Genomic DNA, 17,464 nt, shown 5'->3' on the forward strand with positions numbered 1-17,464 from the left:
CGTCGACGCCTACCAGTCGTGACACGACTCAGCCTTCGTCGGCACCGACAGATGGGTATAAGACACAGCCGACCCCCGCTCCCCCCGTCAGCCCGACGGTGTGCACGAGAGGTCGCAGCTGTGGCAACCGGATCCGTCGGCATGGACGGACGCCGACTGGGCCGGCCGCTCGATCGAGGGTGCGGTGATCTACGAATTGCACGTCGGGACCTTCACTCCCGAAGGCACGTTCGACGCGGTGGCCGACAAGCTGGACTACCTCGTCGACCTCGGCGTCGACCTCATCGAGCTGATGCCGGTCAACGCCTTCGGTGGCACCCACGGGTGGGGTTACGACGGTGTGCTCTGGTACGCGGTACACGAACCATACGGCGGGCCCGACGCGCTGGTACGCCTGATCGACGCCTGCCACGAACGCGGACTCGGGGTGCTGATCGACGCCGTGTTCAACCACCTGGGCCCCTCGGGGAACTACCTGCCCATGTTCGGGCCGTACCTGTCGGCCGGCAGCAATCCGTGGGGCGAGTCGATCAACATCGCCGACGCCGATGCCGACGAGGTGCGGCGCTACATCATCGACTGCGCGCTGCGCTGGATGCGCGACTTCCACGCCGACGGGCTGCGTCTGGATGCGGTGCACGCCCTCGTCGACACGACGGCGATCCACATCCTCGAAGAGCTGTCCGCCGAAACCGATGCGCTGGCAGCAGAGTTGGGCCGGCCGCTGTCGTTGATCGCCGAGAGCGACCTCAACGATCCGCGGCTCATCACCCCCCGCGACAAGGGCGGCCTGGGGATGACCGCGCAGTGGGACGACGACATCCACCACGCGATCCACTCCGCAGTGTCCGGCGAACAGCAGGGCTACTACAACGATTTCGGAACCGTTGAGGCGCTGGCCACCACGCTGAAGAACGGTTACTACCACGCCGGCACGTACTCGTCGTTTCGACACCGCAGGCACGGGCGCCCGTTGGACACCGCCACGATTCCGGGCACCCGCTTACTGGCGTATACGCTGACCCACGATCAGGTGGGCAACCGCGCCGTCGGAGACCGGCCGTCGCAGAACCTGACGTTCGGCCAGCTCGCCGTCAAAGCCGCCTTGGCGCTCGGAAGCCCGTATACGGCCATGCTTTTCATGGGCGAGGAATGGGGGTCGTCGTCACCGTTCCAGTTCTTCAGCTCGCATCCGGAGCCCGAACTGGCGCGGGCCACGGCCGAGGGCCGCAAGCGTGAGTTCGCCGAGCACGGCTGGGACGCCGACGAGATCCCGGATCCGCAAGACCCCGAGACGTTCGAGCGCTCGAAGCTGAAGTGGGATGAGATCGACGAGGGCGACCACGGCCGGCTGCGGCGGGTATACCGCGATCTGATCGCGTTGCGGCACAACGAGCCCGATGTGGCCGACCCGTGGCTGAACAACCTCGGGATCGACTACGACGAAGACCGGCGCTGGATCGTGATGCACCGCGGGTCGTTGTCGATCGCATGCAATCTGGGCACCGACGCGGTCGACGTCCCGGTCACCGGCGAGGTGGTGCTGGCGTGGGGCGAGCCCGAGGTCGCCGAAAAGACCACCCGCGCCGAGGGGCACTCGTTCGCGGTCATCCGCCGAAACTGAACGTATTCGCCACTTCGCGCGGAAAAGTCCTACACAGCTTCAGTTTCGACGCCGGGCGCGCGGCACCGATCATCTCAGAGCAGGTAGCGGTACGCCGGTGAGTCCGGTTCGAGCGCCTCGACGTGGATGTCCGAGGCGCGCATGCGCTCGAGCAGGCCCTCGAAGTCGGTCGCCGAACCCAACTCGATTCCGACCAGCGCCTCGCCGGTCTCGCGGTTGTTGCGCTTGACGTACTCGAACAAGGTGATGTCGTCGTTGGGGCCGAGGATCTGGTCGAGGAATCGGCGCAGCGCGCCCGGCTCCTGCGGGAAGTCGACCAGGAAATAGTGCTTGAGGCCAAGATGCACCAGCGAACGCTCCAGTACCTCGCCGTACCGCGACACGTCGTTGTTGCCGCCCGAGATCACACACACCACAGTCGATCCCGGCTCGATGTCGGCCTCCATCAACGCGGCCACCGACAGCGCTCCCGCCGGCTCGGCGATGATGCCCTCGTTCTGGTACAGGTCGAGCATCGCGGTGCACACGGCGCCCTCGTCGACGGTCGTCATCGATACCATGTCGCCGGCCGCCGCCAGCACCTCGTACGGCAGCGTTCCCGCACGCTTCACCGCCGCACCGTCGACGAACTGGTCCACGTCGTCGATCGTCACCGGCTCACCGGCCGCCAGCGCCGCGATCATCGCGGGCGCCCCCGCCGGCTCGACGCCCAACACGGAGGTGCCGCTGGTTCGTTCGACCAGATAGGTGGTGATGCCGGCGATGCATCCGCCGCCCCCGACCGGGACGACGACGAGGTCGGGTTCGGTGTCGAGCTGATCGATGATCTCGGCGGCGATCGTGCCCTGTCCGGCCATCGTGCGCAGATCGTCGTAAGGCGGCACCAATGTCGCACCCGTGCGGGCGATGTCTTCGGCCGCGGCGGCGGCGGCCTCGTCGTAGGTCCTGCCGCCGACGATCAACTCGATGAACTCGCGGCCGTGGTATCGGATCCGGTCACGCTTCTGCTTGGGCGTCTTGCCCGGCACGTAGACCCGGCCGCGCACGCCCATCGAGCGGCACGCCATCGCGAAGCCCTGCGCGTGATTGCCCGCCGACGAGCACACCACGCCTGCGGCCAACTCGTCGGGGGACAACTGCATCAGCAGGTTGTGCGCGCCGCGCAACTTGTAGGACCGCACCGGCTGCAGATCCTCGCGCTTCAGATACACCGCAGCGCCGGTGGCATCCGAGAGCCTGTCGCTGAGTTCCAGCGGGCTGCGCAGCACGACGTCCGCAATTCGCTGAGCGGCCTCGTCGATATCCGCCGCACGAAGTGGCGACGTCCTCGCGCTTTGCCTCAGTTCAGCGGACACCGGTCAATGGTGCCACCAACCAGCGGTTTTCAAGAAATCGGGGTCAGCACGAACACCGGGATCTGGCGGTCGGTCTTCTTCTGGTACTCGGCGTAGTCGGGCCACGCGGACACGGCCCGCTCCCACCAGACGGCCTTCTCCTCGCCGGTGACCTCCCGAGCGTCATATTCCCTGGTCACCGCGCCGTCCTGCAGTTCCACCCGCGGATGGGCCTTGATGTTGTGGTACCAGACCGGATGCTTCGGGGCGCCGCCCAACGAGGCCACCACCGCATACTGGCCGTCGTGTTCCACCCGCATCAGCGGGGTTTTGCGAATCTTGCCCGTCTTCGCGCCGACGGTCGTCAGCAGGATGAGCGGCTTGCCCTTCATATCCACACCCGCGGTGGTGCCGGATTGTGTGATTCGGTCGGTGTGTTCCCTCACCCAGTCCCACGGGCTGGGCTCATACTCTCCGGAAAGTGGCATCCCATCAGCTTAGACGCGCTGGAGATCCGCTGGCCTGATCCGGCGTTTCGGGTGGCCGAAAAATAGGTTACGAGCTATCGTGGGTGCTATGACCACCGCAGGTAACTTCCGCACCGCAGCCGCACGCGTGACGTGCGACGTGTCGGTGGCGGGCGTGCCGTGGCCGGCCTACAAGCTGATCGCTCTGGTGCTCGGCGCGCTGGTGGCGCTGGTGGTCGGGATCGCCACCGCGACGACGGCCGCCGCGGTGCTGACCGGTGCCGCGGTCGGAACCGTCACATGGCTGACGTTCAGCGCGCTCTGCCCGCGCCGTTAGTCCTCGATCAGCCTCTTGAGCGTCGCCAGGTCGGCGGCCACCGCGTCGGTGTCGGCATCGAACTGCTCGTCGGTCATCGCCGGCCGTCGGCGCACGCTGAACACCACCTCACAGCGCGGCTCGCCAGCGTCGGTCGGCACATTCCAGGGCTGCACCCGCATCGGGTTGTAGACCGCTTCCCCGGTGGGCAGGCGTACGACGTGGTCGAGCACGCCGAGATCGTTGCGCGGCGAGAACTCGACGGTCACCTCGCCCATCGGTGAGTCGGCCACCCAACCGCCCGGAGTCTGGCGAAGGCCGCCCTGTGCGAGGCCCGCCGCCCACCGCGGCCACGTCTGCGGGTCCGCGGCGAACTCGTAGACGGCCTCGGGCGGCGCGGCGATCCAGGTGCTGACGTGTCGTGACTCCATCCGACCATCCTGGCGCATCACAATGACGGGATGGAATCACCGCCGGAACAGCACCGCGTGCCGGCCTGGTTGCGGCGCGGCGATCCGGAGAGCACGATGCCCGTGCTGATCGCGGTGGTGGCGGTCATGGCGTTGCAGCTCGCGATCCCGAAGGACTACACGCTGGTCCCCCGTTGGCCGCTGGTGGTGTTGGAGGGACTTCTGCTGCTGGCGCTGCTGGCGATCAACCCGCGCGTCATGACCCGGCGCACGCGGTTCGGCCGGTACACCACATGGGTTCTGCTGGCGGCGATCACCCTCGACAACACGCTGTCGGCGGTCGTGCTGGCCGTCGGCATCCTCAGCGGCGACGAAAGCAACGATGCGGCGGTGCTGCTCGGCAGCGGCGCCTCGATCATCGTCACGAATGTGATCGTGTTCGGTATCTGGTACTGGGAGCTGGACCGGGGCGGGCCGTTCGCGCGGCGTGCAGGAGAGCGGCCCTATCCTGATTTCCTGTTCCCACAGATGACCACTCCGCATGTGGCCGAACCGGATTGGCGGCCCACGTTCATCGACTACCTCTACGTCAGCGTGACCAACGTGATGGCGTTCTCTCCGACCGACACCATGCCCCTCGCACGGTGGGCCAAGATGATGATGACGGTGCAGGCGATCGTCGCGCTGGGCACCGCCGGGCTCGTCGTCGCGCGGGCGGTGAATGTCCTGAATTGACCTTCAGCCGCCCAGGCAGCCCGGCCCGAGCAGGGCCTTGAGGTCGCCCATCAAGGCCGACGACGGTGTGACGCGCAGCGACGTGTCCAGTTCCAGCGTGGTGATCCGCTCCCCGCTGATCAACCGCAGATGCACCTGCGACGTACCGGGGTGGCGGGCCAGCACCTGCTTGAGCGCGCTGACCTTGTCGACGGTGCACTGCCGCGTCGGCAGACTCACCGCCAGCGGGCGATCCAGCTGTGCATTCGAGAAGTCTGGTACCACAAGGTCATTGGCGATCAACGAGATCCGATCGTCGCGGATCGCCACCTTCGCGCCGACCAGCACGACGGCGTCGTCGGCGATCTCGGCACCGAATGTCGAGTAGGTCTGCGGGAAGAACAGCACCTCGATGCCGCCGGTCAGATCCTCCAGTTGCGCCGAGGCCCATGGCAACCCGTTCTTGTTGACCCTGCGGTTGACCGAGGCAAGGATGCCGCCGACGCGCACCTGGGTGTCGTTGGGGAGGTCGCCGTCGAGGATGGCCGGGATCGCGGTGTCGACATGGGCGGCCAGCAGGTGGGCGATGCCGTTGAGCGGATGACCGGACACGTAGAGGCCGAGCATCTCGCGTTCCAACGCGAGTTTGTGCTTGTCCTCCCACTCCTCGTCGGGCACCTTGATGGTGAACACCGCGTCGGTGGCCGTGTCGGCGCCGCCGAACAGGTCGAACTGCCCCATCGCCTCGGCCTTCTTGGTGCCGAGCACGGAATCGACGGCGTCGGTGTGGATCAGGAACAACCCCTTGCGCGGATGCCCCAGCGAGTCGAACGCGCCGGCCTTGATCAGCGACTCGGTGACCTTCTTGTTGCAGGCGCCGATCTCGATCTTGTTCAGGTAATCGGAGAAGTCGATGTACTTCCCCTTCTCGGTGCGCGTGTTGATCAACGAGGCAACGACATTGGCACCGACGTTGCGCACCGCCCCCAGGCCGTACCGGATGTCCTCGCCCACCGAGGCGAAGTTCAGCCCCGACTCGTTGACATCCGGAGGGAGCACCGTGATGCCCAGTTTCCGGCAGTCGGCCAGGTACACCGCGGCCTTGTCCTTGTCGTCGCCGACCGACGTGAGCAGCCCGGCCATGTACTCGGCCGGATAGTTGGCCTTGAGGTAGGCCGTCCAGTACGAGACGAGGCCGTACCCGGCGGCGTGCGACTTGTTGAACGCGTAGTCGGCGAACGGCAGCACGGTGTCCCACAGCGCCTTGATGGCGGCCGCGGAGAAGCCGTTGGACTTCATGCCCTCGGAGAAGCCCTCGAACTCCTTTTCCAGGACTTCGCGCTTCTTCTTGCCCATGGCTTTTCGCAGGATGTCGGCTCGGGCCAGCGAGTACCCGGCCACCTTCTGCGCGATCCGCATGATCTGCTCTTGGTAGACGATCAGGCCGTAGGTCTCGGCGAGGATCTCGCGCAGCGGCTCTTCGAGTTCGGGGTGGATCGGCTTGATCGCCTGGCGGCCGTTCTTGCGGTCGGCGTAGTCGTTGTGGGCGTTCATACCCATCGGGCCGGGGCGGTACAGCGCGATCACCGCGACAACGTCTTCGAAACCGGTCGGCTGCATGCGCCGCAGCAGGTCGCGCATCGGCCCGCCGTCGAGCTGGAACACGCCGAGCGTGTCACCGCGGCCCAACAGCTCGTAGGTCGCCTTGTCGTCGAGCGAGACGGCTTCGAGGTCGAGCTCGATCCCCCGGTTGGCCCTGATGTTGTCCAGCGCGTCGCCGATGATCGTCAGGTTGCGCAGCCCGAGGAAGTCCATCTTCAGCAGGCCGATGGCTTCGCACGACGGGTAGTCCCAGCCCGTGATCACCGCACCGTCTTGCGGGCGTTTCCACAGCGGGATCGCATCGATCAGCGGCTCGGAGCTCATGATCACCGCGCAGGCGTGCACACCGGCATTGCGCACCAGGCCCTCGAGTCCGCGCGCGGTCTCGTAGATGGTGCGGACGTCGGGGTCGGTGTCGATCAGCCCGCGGACCTCGGCGGCCTCCTTGTACCGCTCATGGTTGGGGTCGGTGATTCCCGACAGCGGGATGTCTTTGGCCATGATCGGCGGAGGCAGCGCCTTGGTGATCCGGTCGGCGATCGCGAAGCCGGGCTGACCGTAGTGCACACGCGCCGAATCCTTGAGCGCGGCTTTGGTTTTGATGGTGCCGAACGTGATCACCTGGGCCACGCGGTCGCTGCCCCACTTGTTGGCGGCGTACCGCAGCATCTCGCCGCGGCGGCGGTCGTCGAAGTCGATGTCGATGTCGGGCATCGACACCCGCTCGGGGTTGAGGAACCGCTCGAACAGCAGCCCGTACGGGATCGGGTCGATGTTGGTGATGCCCAGCGCGTAGGCGACCAGCGACCCGGCGGCCGACCCGCGGCCGGGGCCGACCCGGATGTCGACCGACCGCGCGTAGTTGATGAGGTCGGCCACGATCAGGAAGTAGGACGGGTAACCCTTGTCGCAGATGACCTTGATCTCGAAGTCGGCGCGATCGGCGTACTCCTGCGGTACGTCTCTGGAGGGGAAGCGACGCTCGAGCCCCGCGCGGACCTCGTGGCGCAGCCACGACTCCTGGGTGTGGCCCTCGGGCACGGGGAAAACCGGCATCCGGTCCCGCACGGTCCACACGTCCTCGTAGGACGACACCCGCTCGGCGATCAGCAGCGTGGAGTCGCACGCCCCGGGCACCTGGCCGTCCCACAGCGCACGCATCTCGGCGGCCGTTTTGAGGAAGTAGCCGTCACCGTCGAACTTGAACCGGTTCGGATCCGACAGCGTCTTGCCGGTCTGGATACACAGCAGCGCCTCGTGATTCTGGGCGGCGTCACGGGTGACGTAGTGGCAGTCGTTGGTGGCCAGCGGCGGGATGCCGAGCTTGCGTCCGATATCGAGCAACCCCTCGCGCACCCGGCGTTCGATGTCGAGGCCGTGGTCCATCAGCTCGAGGAAGAAGTTGTCGGGTCCGAAGATGTCCCGCCACTTGGCGGCCGCGGCCACCGCCTCGTCATAGTGGCCGAGCCGCAGCCGGGTCTGCACCTCGCCGGACGGACAGCCGGTGGTGGCGATGATGCCTTCGGCGTGCTCGGCGATCAGCTCGGCATCCATACGTGACCACTTGCCGAGTTGACCCTCGAACGAGGCGAGCGAGGACAGTTTGAACAGGTTGCGCAACCCGGTGGCGTTCTCGGCCACCATCGTCATATGGGTGTAGGACCCGCTGCCGGATACGTCGTCACCCTTTTGGCCGGGATCCCCCCACAGGATGCGCTTGGTTTCGAAGCGCGATCCCGGGGCGATGTAGGCCTCGACACCGATGATCGGCTTGATCCCGGCGTCGGTGGCGGCGTTGTAGAACTCGCTGGCGCCGAACATGTTTCCGTGATCGGTCATCCCGATCGCGGGCATCTCCAGGCGCTGAGCCTCGGCGAGCATCGGCTTGACCTTCGCGGCACCGTCCAGCATCGAGTACTCGGTGTGGTTATGCAGGTGCACGAAGGACCGCGAATCCGAAGGGCTCATAGGAGGGCCAGTCTATGACCGCCTTCCGACAGTTCTCGGCGTGTCGGAAATGCGTGTCTTCGCGCAGCCCGCAGAATCCCGGCGTGACTGGAGAGTCCGACGGGATTCAACCCCGATACGGGCATCCGCAGGCCGGAAGCGGGCACTTCTCGTCGACGACGGACAATCGCCGGGCAATTGCCACGTCGTGGTCAACGCGACGAGTCGCAGAGATCTCGCTCTACCGTGGACCGACGTACGGCGTCGGCGCTGAAGACCAGCAGCGCCAGCCAGATAAACGCGAAGCCCAACCAGCGGGCCGGCGGCATCGGCTCCCGGCCGACGATCACTCCCCACGTCAGCTGCATCACCGGCGTCAGGTAGAACAACAGGCCCATCGTCACCAGCGGCAATCGCTGCGCGGCCGCGGCGAACAGCAACAGCGGCACCGCCGTCAGGACGCCGGAGAGCACCATCAGCGCGACGTGGTCGTCGCCGTAGTCGGTGAACGTCCCGTGCCCGGTGCTCTGCAGCACGACAATGTAGGCCGCCGCGAACGGCGTGGCGATGCCGGCTTCCACTCCGACGCTGACCCGCGGGTCGGTCGTGACGACTTTCTTCACCGCGCCGTAGAGGCCGAATGACAGCGCCAGGCCCAGCCCGATGTAGGGCGGTGCGCCCACTTCCATTGTCAGCACCACCACGCCGGTCACCGCGACGGCCAACGCGGCGAGCTGCGCACGGTTGAGCCGCTCCCGGAAGACGATCAGCCCCAGCGCGACGACCACCAACGGGTTGATGAAGTAGCCGAGCGCCGCGTCCACCACGTGGCCGTTGTTGACGGCATAGACATAGATCCCCCAGTTGATCGAGATCAACGCCGACGCGGCGGCTAGCAGCAGCCAGGTGCGCCCCCTGATCCGCTTCAAGTCGCCGAGCCTGCGCACGACCGCGACCACGACGACCATCAGCAGGAAGTTCCACACGATGCGGTGCGCGAGCACCTCAAGGGCGGAGGCGGGTTTCAACAGCGGAAAGAACGCGGGAAATGTCCCCCAGCACACGTAGGCGCCGACGCCGAACAACAAGCCGGGTCTGCGGGTCTCGCTCACAGTTCGTGATTGCGCAGTACGTCGAGGGCGTGCTGCAGATCGGCCGGATACGGGCTGGTGATCTCGACGCGTCGCCCGTCGGCGGGATGCGCGAAAGCCAGCGACCGCGCGTGCAGCCACTGCCGGTCCAGCTTGAGCCGCTTGGCCAGCGTGGGATCGGCACCGTAGGTGAGATCACCGACGCATGGATGGTGCAGCGCGGCGAAGTGCACCCGAATCTGGTGTGTACGACCGGTTTCCAGTTCGATGTCGAGCAAGCTCGCGGCGCGGTGCGCCTCGAGGGTGTCGTAGTGGGTGACGCTGTGCCTGCCGTTCTCAGTGACCGCGAACTTCCAGTCGTGTCCGCGGTGACGGCCGATCGGCGCGTCGATCGTGCCGCTCGACGGGTCGGGATGCCCTTGCACCAGCGCGTGATAGCGCTTCTCGACGGTGCGCTGTTTGAATGCCCGCTTGAGCACCGTGTACGCGCGTTCGGAAAGCGCGACGACCATGACCCCCGAGGTCCCGACGTCGAGGCGGTGCACGATGCCTTGGCGCTCGTGGATCCCCGAGGTGCTGATCCGGAAGCCCATCGCGGCCAGACCGCCCAGCACGGTCGGGCCCGACCAGCCCACGGTGGCGTGCGCGGCGACCCCCGGCGGCTTGTCGACCGCAACGATGTCCTCGTCGGAGTACAGGATCGCCATCCCGTCGATCTCGACGGGCGTGTTCTCCACCGGCGCAGGCGCTTCGGGCAACCGCACGTCCAGCCAGGCGCCCGCGGTCAATTTGTCCGATTTGCCCGCAGGGGCACCGTCGATCTCGACACCGCCGCCTTCAGCCAGCGCCGCGGCGGCCGTGCGTGACAGTCCGAGAAGCCGGGCGAGGCCCGCGTCAACCCGCATGCCCGCCAGGCCCTCCGGGACTGGTAGCGACCGATTGGCCATCTATTCGTCCTCGGCGGCTTTCCGCCGCCCGACGGTATCGAAGTCGAACCCGAACAGCGACAGTCCCACCAGCAGGATCGCCCCGCCGACCACGCACGGGTCGGCCACGTTGAAGACCGGCCACCACCCGATGGACAGGAAGTCCACGACGTGGCCCTGCAGCGGGCCGGGTGAGCGGAAGAACCGGTCGATGAGGTTGCCGAGGGCCCCGCCGAGAATCATGCCCAGCCCGACCGCCCACCACGGATTGACCAGCCGTCGGCCCATCCAGATGATCCCGATCACCACGCCGGTGGCGATCAACGTGAGCACCCACGTGTAGCCGGTGGCCATCGAGAACGCCGCACCGGAATTGCGCACCAGCGTCCACGTCACCGTGTCGCCGATGATCGACACGGGCTGGCCCGGGGTGAGGAATTTGACCGCGAGCACCTTGGTGGCGATGTCGGTGACCAGCACCACGCCCGCAATGCCGAGCAGCAGCCGTAGGCGTCGCCGCGGCGGCGCCTCTTCGGCCATCTCGTCGGCCACGTCTGGGTCGTCAGTCACGGCCCCATCATCCCAAAACGTCGATGCGGAAGAATCTCGGACCATGGGTCGCCTCGTTATCGTCACCACCGGCGGCACGATCGCCAGCGGCACGGGCGAGGACGGCGTCAAGCGTCCGTCCCGCACCGGGGCCGAACTGGCGTCAGGGCTCGAGGTCAATTTCGAAGTCGATGTGGTCGACCTGATGGCGGTCGACAGCTCGCAAATGACTCCCGCCGACTGGGATCGTATCCGGGCGGCTGTCGCGGCGGCAGCGGACGCCGACGGCGTCGTCGTCACGCACGGCACCGACACCATGGAGGAGACGGCGCTATGGCTCGACTTGACCTACCGCGGCACTACACCAGTGGTGTTCACCGGCGGACAACGAAGCGCCGATGCTCCGGACGCCGACGGCTCAACCAACCTTCAGGACGCTTTGGCGGTCGCAGCCAGTCCTTCAGCTCGGGGTCTCGGAGTCGTGGTCAGTCTTGCGGGCACGGTTTGGCAGCCGTTGGGATTGCAGAAAGTGGCGACCGAGGACCTACGCGGCTTCGCGGGTACGGTTATCGGCGCCGTGTCACAGGATAGGTTCGCCCGGCAAGCGCCGAAGGAGCGGCCATACTTCGGTGCGCTGCCGGCGGCGGCAGCACCGCGGGTGGACATTGTCGCCGCTTATCCTGGCGCGGACGCGGTGGCGATGGACGGCTGCGCCGCCGCGGGCGCCCGCGGAATCGTGTTGGAGGCGGTGGGGTCGGGCAATGCCGGCTCCGCGGTGATCGCCGGCGTACAGCGACTCTGCGCCGCCGGAGTGGCCGTCGCGGTAACCACGCGAGTGCCTGGAGCGCGGGTCAGCCCCACATACGGTCCGGGCCACGATCTGGTGGCCGCGGGCGCCATACCGGTGCGGCGGCTGCGTTCTGCGCAAGCACGGGTGCTGTTGATGGCCGCGCTGGCGAGCGGGCTGCCCGTCGACGAAGCCGTCGACCGATGGGGTTGACGCGCATGGCACCGTGGACGCGTGCCCCTCGACAACATGATCCGCCGAGGCGCCACGCTGATCGCCGTCCTGGCGCTGGCCCTGGCCGCGGGCGCGGTGGCGCGTGCCGAAGCGCCCCCGGGCGCCGACGCGATCGACGACTACCCCGTCGCGCAGGGCTTCTACCGACCCGGCCCGCCGCCCAACTACCACGTGTTTTTCAAGACACCCGACGGCCTGTCGTGTGGCATCGGCCCCAACGGCGGACCCATCGGCTGTGACGGTGTTCCCCTGGGCGCCCCGCCCGGAACCAACCAGACGTTCTTGATCAGCGGCGGCCCCGCGGAGTACCGGCACTCCCCCACGCCGACGTTCACCCGCGAGGGTGTCGACGTCCTGCCGGCGGGGTACCGGCTCGAGAACTGGGGTGCCAGTTGCGGTGTCGGATATCAGGGCACCGTGACCTGTAAGACGTACGGCGATCACGGCTTCACGATCTCGAGCGTTTACGGGGTGCTCTGGTAGCGCGCCAGTTCGGCGAGGTAGTCGGGCCAGTCGAGGGAATCGACCGGGTTGGCGCGCTCGATACCGGGCGTGTCGATCGGGAACGTGCGGGCCTGGCCCGGTCCGCTCGTCCTGGTCTCGAACCGGACCGTCATCACGCCGTGCCCGGCGCCCTGGATCCAACCATGCCCGAATTCGGGATGGGTGACGTCGTCGCCGATGCGCCAGGCGGGTGCGGTCGCGGCGAGGTCCGAGACGGTGGGTGGCACCCCGGTGTGCGTGACGTCGTCGTCGGAGGCCATCAGCTCCAAATCCGGGAACAACGACTCCTGGCGAACGTCCGTGAGCCCCGAAAAGCCAACACCCAGTAGGCGAATCGGCCCGACGTCGACAGGGTCGAGCAACAGCCGGCGCGCGGTGGCGATCAACGTGGCCGCATCGGTGGTGGCGTACGGCAGGGTCGCCGAGCGGGTGAGCGTGCTCATATCGGACTTCTTCAGCTTCACGGTGACCGTGCGCGCGCCCCGGCCGTCCTTTTCCAGGCGCCGGTGGGCATGCTCACCGATCGGGCCCATCGCTTCACGAAGCTGATCGAGGGTGGTCAGGTCTTCGGGAAACGTGGACTCCGCGCTGATCTGCTTGGCGGGCGCGTTCTCGGCGACCGGCCGGTCGTCGATGCCGCGGGCGAGCCGGTGCAGCGCCGGGCCCACGGTGCCGCCGAGGATATCTGCGGCCTCGGCCTCGCTGAGCGCGGCGAACGCGCCGATGGTCTCGATGCCGAGCCGATGCAGCTTCTCCCCGGCGACGGGTCCGATCCCCCACAACCGCCGCACCGGCAGACCGTCGAGCAGCGCACGCTCCTCATCGCGGCGGACCACGCGCATACCGTCGGGTTTGGCCAACCCGGATGCGATCTTGGCGAGTTGCTTCCCCGAGCCCGCCCCGATGGACGCGACGAGCCCGGTCACCTCGAGCACCCGCGCGCGCAGGGTCCGGCAGAAGTCCTCGACCTCATCCGCCGACGCGCCCGCGAGCTCGGCGGGCTCACCGAAAGCCTCGTCGTACGAGAGCTGTTCGAGAACGGGCACCGTTGCGCGCACGGTCTCGAACACCCGGCGGCTGGCCACGCCGTAGACGACGCCGCGCGGCGGGAGGACGACCGCAGTGGCGCCGACCAGCCTGCGCGCCTGGTGCATCGGCATCGCCGACTTGGCGCCGTACACCCGGGACTCGTAGCTCGCCCCGGCGACCACACCGCGCCCACCGAGCCCGCCGACCAGCACCGGACGCCCCCGCAGGGTGGGACGGGTCAGCTGCTCGACGGACGCGAAGAACGCGTCCATGTCGAGGTGCAGAACCCAGCGAGCGTCCATTGCTGCAGATGCTAAGGCGCTAGCCTGACGCGCATGGCACACCCAGGCGACGAACCCTTCGATGTCGTCATCTCAGATGACTCGATTCGGTTGGGTCAGTTCCTCAAACTGGCCGGACTCATCGACTCGGGCGCCGATGCGAAGTCGGTGATCGCCGACGGGCTGGTCACCGTCAACGGCGAAGTCGAGCACCGACGCGGCAGGCAGCTGCGCCCCGCCGATGTCGTGGTGTTCGCCGGCCGCGGCGCCCGGGTCGCCGATCGTTAGCGGTCGGGCGTTGCCGAGTGTGGGGTTGCGTCACGGTGATTCGCGAAATGCGTTCATCGATCCCACACTCGCGGGCGGGTGCGATCGCTAGATGGTTATTTTCCTGAGCCTGAACGGGAACCCGCCACCGACAGTCCCCGTCTTCCATTCGCCATCCTCGAAATTCAGGGCACCGCCTACCATGTCGAGGCTCGAATCGTCGCGTGCACCAAGCTCCAGGTTCGGGTCGGGCCTGATCGTGAAGCTGGGCGCCAACAACTCGTTGGCGATGAGATCGGCCAGCTCGTCGCGCCAACCGGCGGGGAACTCTCGGATGGTCAACTCCAGTTCGATTCGGTCGCCGATGTCGAGACCGAAGCGCCGCCGGGCTTCCTGGAACTCGCGCACCATGTCGCGGGCCCACCCCTCGGCCTCGAGTTCCTCGGTGACCGTGCCGTCGAGCACTACCAACCCGGCCCCGTCGGACAGCGCCGCGGTGTACTCCGGATCGGCGGCGACCAGCCGCGAGCTGTACTCGTCGGGCTGCAACACCGCCGGCCCGGCGGTCAGCGTGCCGTCGGCGTTGACCACGGCTTCTCCCGCCTTGACGGCTTTGATGGCCGCCTGAACGTCCTTGCCCAGGCGCGGCCCGGCAACCCGGGCGTTCACGGTCAGTTCGATGCGGCCGTAGGTGTCGATGTCGTCGGTGAGCTCGACGGCCTTGACGTTGAGCTCGTCGGCGATCAGGTCGGCGAACGGCTCGAGCCGCTGCGGGTTGTCCACGGCGACAGTGAGTTTCGGCAGCGGTAGTCGCACCCGCAGCTTCTTGGCCTTGCGCAGCGACGACGCCGCCGATGCCACCTCGCGCACCAGGTCCATCGTCTCGACCAACTCGGGGTCGGTGGGCAGCAGGTTCTCCTCGGGCCAGTCGGTCAGGTGCACCGACCGCTCACCGGTCAGGTCGCGCCAGATGCGCTCGGTGATCAACGGCAGCAACGGGGCGGCAAGCCGGGCGGTCACCTCCAGCACGGTGTGCAGGGTGTCGATCGCGTCGGCATCCTCCTCCCAGAACCGCGAACGAGACCGTCGTACATACCAATTCGTCAGCGCCTCGGTGAACTGCCGCAGCTCGTCACATGCCCCGGAGATGTCACAGACATCCAGCGACGCGGTGAGGTCGTCGCGCAGCACGGCGAGCTTGGCCAGGATGTAGCGGTCGAGCACGTGCTTGGAGTCGGTGCTCCACGAGCCCTTCTTCGGTGCGTACAACGCGAGGAAGGTGTAGGCGTTCCACAGCGGCAGCAGAACCTGCCGGACGCCTTCGCGGATGCCCTGTTCGGTGACGATCAGGTTGCCGCCGCGTAGGATCGGCGAGGCCATCAGGAACCACCGCATGGCATCGGAGCCGTCGCGGTCGAACACCTCCGTCACATCCGGATAGTTGCGCAGCGACTTGCTCATCTTCTGGCCGTCGTTGCCGAGCACGATCCCGTGCGCCACACAGGTTTTGAATGCCGGCTTGTCGAACAGCGCGGTGGCCAGGATGTGCAGCGTGTAGAACCACCCCCGGGTCTGCCCGATGTACTCGACGATGAAGTCGCCCGGGAAGTGCGAGTCGAACCAGTCCTGGTTCTCGAACGGGTAATGCACCTGCGCATACGGCATGGAGCCCGAGTCGAACCAGACGTCGAAGACGTCCTCGATGCGCCGCATCGTCGAGCGGCCCGTCGGGTCGTCGGGATTGGGCCGGGTGAGCTCGTCGATGTAGGGCCGGTGCAGATCGGTGGGCCGCACCCCGAAGTCACGTTCGAGCTCGTCGAGGCTGCCGTAGACGTCGATGCGCGGATACGCCGGATCGTCGGACTTCCACACCGGGATCGGGGTGCCCCAGTAGCGATTTCGCGAGATCGACCAGTCGCGGGCACCGGCCAGCCACTTGCCGAACTGCCCGTCCTTGACATGTTCGGGATACCAGGTGATCTCCTGGTTGAGCTCCACCATGCGGTCGCGGAATTCGGTGACCTTGATGAACCAGGACGACACCGCCCGGTAGATCAGGGGATTGCGGCACCGCCAGCAGTGTGGATAGGAGTGCTCGTAGGTCTCGTGACGCAACAGCACCGCACCGTGCGCAGCCGCGGGCCCGCTCTGGTTCTTCAGGTCGCGGATGATCTGCGGGTTGGCGTCGAAGACGTGCTGTCCGGCGTAGTCGGGGACGGTGGTGTCGAACCGCCCCTTGGAATCGACCGGTGTGACGGTCTCGATGCCCGCGGCCTGCGCGGTGAGCATGTCGTCTTCGCCGTAAGCGGGCGACATGTGCACGATGCCGGTGCCGTCCTCGGTACTGACGAAGTCCGCGGGCAGCACGCGGAACGAGCGGGGCGCATCGGCGAAGTACGCAAACGGCGGCAGGTACCGGGTCTCGAGCAGCTCGCGACCCGAGTACGTGCCGAGGACCTCCGGCTCTTCGCCCAATTCGCGCGCATAGGCGCCGACCCGCGCCTCGGCCAACACGAAACGCCGCGCGTCGGGCCCCTGCACCTGCACGTAGGTGACGTCGGGGTGCACCGCGACCGCCTGGTTGGACGGCAGCGTCCACGGCGTCGTGGTCCAGACCAGCAGGTAGGCGCCGGCCAGATCCCCTTCGGCGATCCGGAAACCCACGGTGATCGCGGGGTCCTGGCGACTCTGGTAGACGTCGTCGTCCATGCGCAGTTCATGGCTGGACAACGGTGTCTCGTCGTTCCAGCAGTACGGCAGCACACGGTTGCCCTCATAGGCAAGGTCCTTGTCCCACAACTGCTTGAAGGCCCAGATCACCGACTCCATGAACTCGGGTTCGAGGGTCTTGTAGTCGTTGTCGAAGTCCACCCAGCGGGCCTGCCGTGTGACGTAGGCCCGCCATTCGTTGGTGTACTTGAGCACCGAGGCTCGGCAGGCGTCGTTGAACTTCTCGATGCCCATCTCTTCGATCTGCGCCTTGTCGGTGATGCCGAGTTGGCGCTGCACCTCGAGTTCGGCGGGCAGGCCGTGGGTGTCCCAGCCGAAGCGACGCTCCACCTTAAAGCCGCGCATGGTGCGGTACCGCGGCACGATGTCCTTGACGTACCCGGTGAGCAGGTGCCCGTAGTGCGGCAACCCGTTGGCGAACGGCGGGCCGTCGTAGAAGACGTACTCGGGGGCGTCGTCGCGGCGGGCGATGCTGGCGCGGAAGGTGTCGTCGCGGTCCCAGTACTCGAGGACCTCGGTCTCCAGCGCGGGGAATTTCGGCGCCCCAGCGGCCGGCTTCGGGTAGGCGGTCATAGCTCCTGTGCCTCGTTCGGCTTCCGGTTCGAAGCCTCACATGTTCGTCAAGGCACGGGGACGACGTCGCGCCGGTGCG

Annotated in this window: 14 protein-coding genes and 1 pseudogene; 6 read left to right on the forward strand and 9 right to left on the reverse strand. The window is 67.2% G+C overall.

Translation table 11 applies throughout. The features are described from left to right. Positions 1 to 70 precede the first annotated feature (70 nt). Positions 71 to 1,624 (forward strand): annotated as a pseudogene (treZ, locus tag CEX88_RS19485) (malto-oligosyltrehalose trehalohydrolase); the annotation flags it as partial. A gap of 74 nt (positions 1,625 to 1,698) precedes the next feature. Here treZ and ilvA read toward each other — a convergent pair. Continuing rightward, on the reverse strand, positions 1,699 to 2,979 hold the full coding sequence (gene ilvA, locus CEX88_RS19490; RefSeq protein ID WP_094294731.1) for a threonine ammonia-lyase IlvA: 1,281 nt from the start codon (positions 2,977 to 2,979) through the stop codon (positions 1,699 to 1,701). 29 nt (positions 2,980 to 3,008) lie between these two features. Continuing rightward, a complete protein-coding gene (locus CEX88_RS19495; RefSeq protein ID WP_094294732.1) occupies positions 3,009 to 3,446 on the reverse strand; it encodes a nitroreductase family deazaflavin-dependent oxidoreductase in 438 nt (145 codons plus the stop codon). 88 nt (positions 3,447 to 3,534) lie between these two features. Between CEX88_RS19495 and CEX88_RS19500 the strand changes: the two genes are divergently transcribed. Beyond that, positions 3,535 to 3,762: a hypothetical protein gene (locus CEX88_RS19500; protein WP_094294733.1), complete on the forward strand. Its 228-nt coding sequence runs from the start codon at positions 3,535 to 3,537 to the stop codon at positions 3,760 to 3,762. On the opposite strand, the gene CEX88_RS19505 is transcribed toward CEX88_RS19500, so the two are convergent. Then, on the reverse strand, positions 3,759 to 4,172 hold the full coding sequence (locus CEX88_RS19505) for an SRPBCC family protein (protein ID WP_094294734.1): 414 nt from the start codon (positions 4,170 to 4,172) through the stop codon (positions 3,759 to 3,761). The genes CEX88_RS19500 and CEX88_RS19505 overlap by 4 nt on opposite strands. Before the next feature lie 30 nt (positions 4,173 to 4,202). Between CEX88_RS19505 and CEX88_RS19510 the strand changes: the two genes are divergently transcribed. Then, the gene (locus CEX88_RS19510) at positions 4,203 to 4,886 is read left to right on the forward strand and encodes a hypothetical protein (protein ID WP_094294735.1); all 684 of its coding nucleotides are present in this window, start codon (positions 4,203 to 4,205) and stop codon (positions 4,884 to 4,886) included. A gap of 3 nt (positions 4,887 to 4,889) precedes the next feature. On the opposite strand, the gene dnaE is transcribed toward CEX88_RS19510, so the two are convergent. From dnaE to lspA, 4 genes are all read right to left on the reverse strand, one after another. Further along, complete coding sequence (gene dnaE, locus CEX88_RS19515; RefSeq protein ID WP_094294736.1) at positions 4,890 to 8,435, reverse strand: DNA polymerase III subunit alpha; 3,546 nt, start codon at positions 8,433 to 8,435, stop codon at positions 4,890 to 4,892. A 191-nt stretch (positions 8,436 to 8,626) separates the two neighbouring features. Beyond that, complete coding sequence (gene rarD, locus CEX88_RS19520; protein WP_094294737.1) at positions 8,627 to 9,526, reverse strand: EamA family transporter RarD; 900 nt, start codon at positions 9,524 to 9,526, stop codon at positions 8,627 to 8,629. Further along, positions 9,523 to 10,452, reverse strand: a complete 930-nt coding sequence (locus CEX88_RS19525; protein WP_094294738.1) for an RluA family pseudouridine synthase — start codon at positions 10,450 to 10,452, stop codon at positions 9,523 to 9,525. Before CEX88_RS19525 ends, rarD begins: the two co-directional genes overlap by 4 nt. Then, positions 10,453 to 10,971, reverse strand: a complete 519-nt coding sequence (gene lspA / locus CEX88_RS19530) for a signal peptidase II (RefSeq protein ID WP_238382123.1) — start codon at positions 10,969 to 10,971, stop codon at positions 10,453 to 10,455. Positions 10,972 to 11,044: 73 nt separating this feature from the next. Between lspA and CEX88_RS19535 the strand changes: the two genes are divergently transcribed. Next, positions 11,045 to 11,980, forward strand: coding sequence for an asparaginase (locus CEX88_RS19535; RefSeq protein ID WP_094294740.1), 936 nt, complete (start codon positions 11,045 to 11,047; stop codon positions 11,978 to 11,980). Between the two features lie 36 nt (positions 11,981 to 12,016). Then, entirely contained in the window at positions 12,017 to 12,484 is a 468-nt protein-coding gene (locus CEX88_RS19540) for a hypothetical protein (RefSeq protein WP_064395640.1), read from the forward strand. Here CEX88_RS19540 and CEX88_RS19545 read toward each other — a convergent pair. Continuing rightward, positions 12,466 to 13,836: a DNA polymerase IV gene (locus tag CEX88_RS19545; protein WP_094294741.1), complete on the reverse strand. Its 1,371-nt coding sequence runs from the start codon at positions 13,834 to 13,836 to the stop codon at positions 12,466 to 12,468. The genes CEX88_RS19540 and CEX88_RS19545 overlap by 19 nt on opposite strands. A 33-nt stretch (positions 13,837 to 13,869) precedes the next feature. Between CEX88_RS19545 and CEX88_RS19550 the strand changes: the two genes are divergently transcribed. Next, positions 13,870 to 14,103: an RNA-binding S4 domain-containing protein gene (locus tag CEX88_RS19550; RefSeq protein ID WP_094294742.1), complete on the forward strand. Its 234-nt coding sequence runs from the start codon at positions 13,870 to 13,872 to the stop codon at positions 14,101 to 14,103. Positions 14,104 to 14,190: 87 nt separating this feature from the next. Here the strand turns inward: CEX88_RS19550 and ileS are convergent, their stop codons facing one another. Continuing rightward, positions 14,191 to 17,385, reverse strand: coding sequence for an isoleucine--tRNA ligase (gene ileS / locus CEX88_RS19555; RefSeq protein WP_094294743.1), 3,195 nt, complete (start codon positions 17,383 to 17,385; stop codon positions 14,191 to 14,193). Between the last annotated feature and the right edge of the window lie 79 nt (positions 17,386 to 17,464).

It is taken from the genome of Mycobacterium neumannii (assembly GCF_002245615.1).
Taxonomy (GTDB): domain Bacteria; phylum Actinomycetota; class Actinomycetes; order Mycobacteriales; family Mycobacteriaceae; genus Mycobacterium; species Mycobacterium neumannii_A.

Coding starts and splice junctions, on each gene's coding strand:
- CEX88_RS19505 (WP_094294734.1), bottom strand. CDS start 4,172: ATGGAGTCACGACACGTCAGCACCTGGATCGCCGCGCCGCCCGAGGCC.
- CEX88_RS19545 (WP_094294741.1), bottom strand. CDS start 13,836: ATGGACGCTCGCTGGGTTCTGCACCTCGACATGGACGCGTTCTTCGCG.
- CEX88_RS19540 (WP_064395640.1), top strand. CDS start 12,017: ATGATCCGCCGAGGCGCCACGCTGATCGCCGTCCTGGCGCTGGCCCTG.
- CEX88_RS19500 (WP_094294733.1), top strand. CDS start 3,535: ATGACCACCGCAGGTAACTTCCGCACCGCAGCCGCACGCGTGACGTGC.
- CEX88_RS19495 (WP_094294732.1), bottom strand. CDS start 3,446: ATGCCACTTTCCGGAGAGTATGAGCCCAGCCCGTGGGACTGGGTGAGG.
- ileS (WP_094294743.1), bottom strand. CDS start 17,385: ATGACCGCCTACCCGAAGCCGGCCGCTGGGGCGCCGAAATTCCCCGCG.
- lspA (WP_238382123.1), bottom strand. CDS start 10,971: ATGGCCGAAGAGGCGCCGCCGCGGCGACGCCTACGGCTGCTGCTCGGC.
- CEX88_RS19510 (WP_094294735.1), top strand. CDS start 4,203: ATGGAATCACCGCCGGAACAGCACCGCGTGCCGGCCTGGTTGCGGCGC.
- dnaE (WP_094294736.1), bottom strand. CDS start 8,435: ATGAGCCCTTCGGATTCGCGGTCCTTCGTGCACCTGCATAACCACACC.
- CEX88_RS19550 (WP_094294742.1), top strand. CDS start 13,870: ATGGCACACCCAGGCGACGAACCCTTCGATGTCGTCATCTCAGATGAC.
- CEX88_RS19535 (WP_094294740.1), top strand. CDS start 11,045: ATGGGTCGCCTCGTTATCGTCACCACCGGCGGCACGATCGCCAGCGGC.
- CEX88_RS19525 (WP_094294738.1), bottom strand. CDS start 10,452: ATGGCCAATCGGTCGCTACCAGTCCCGGAGGGCCTGGCGGGCATGCGG.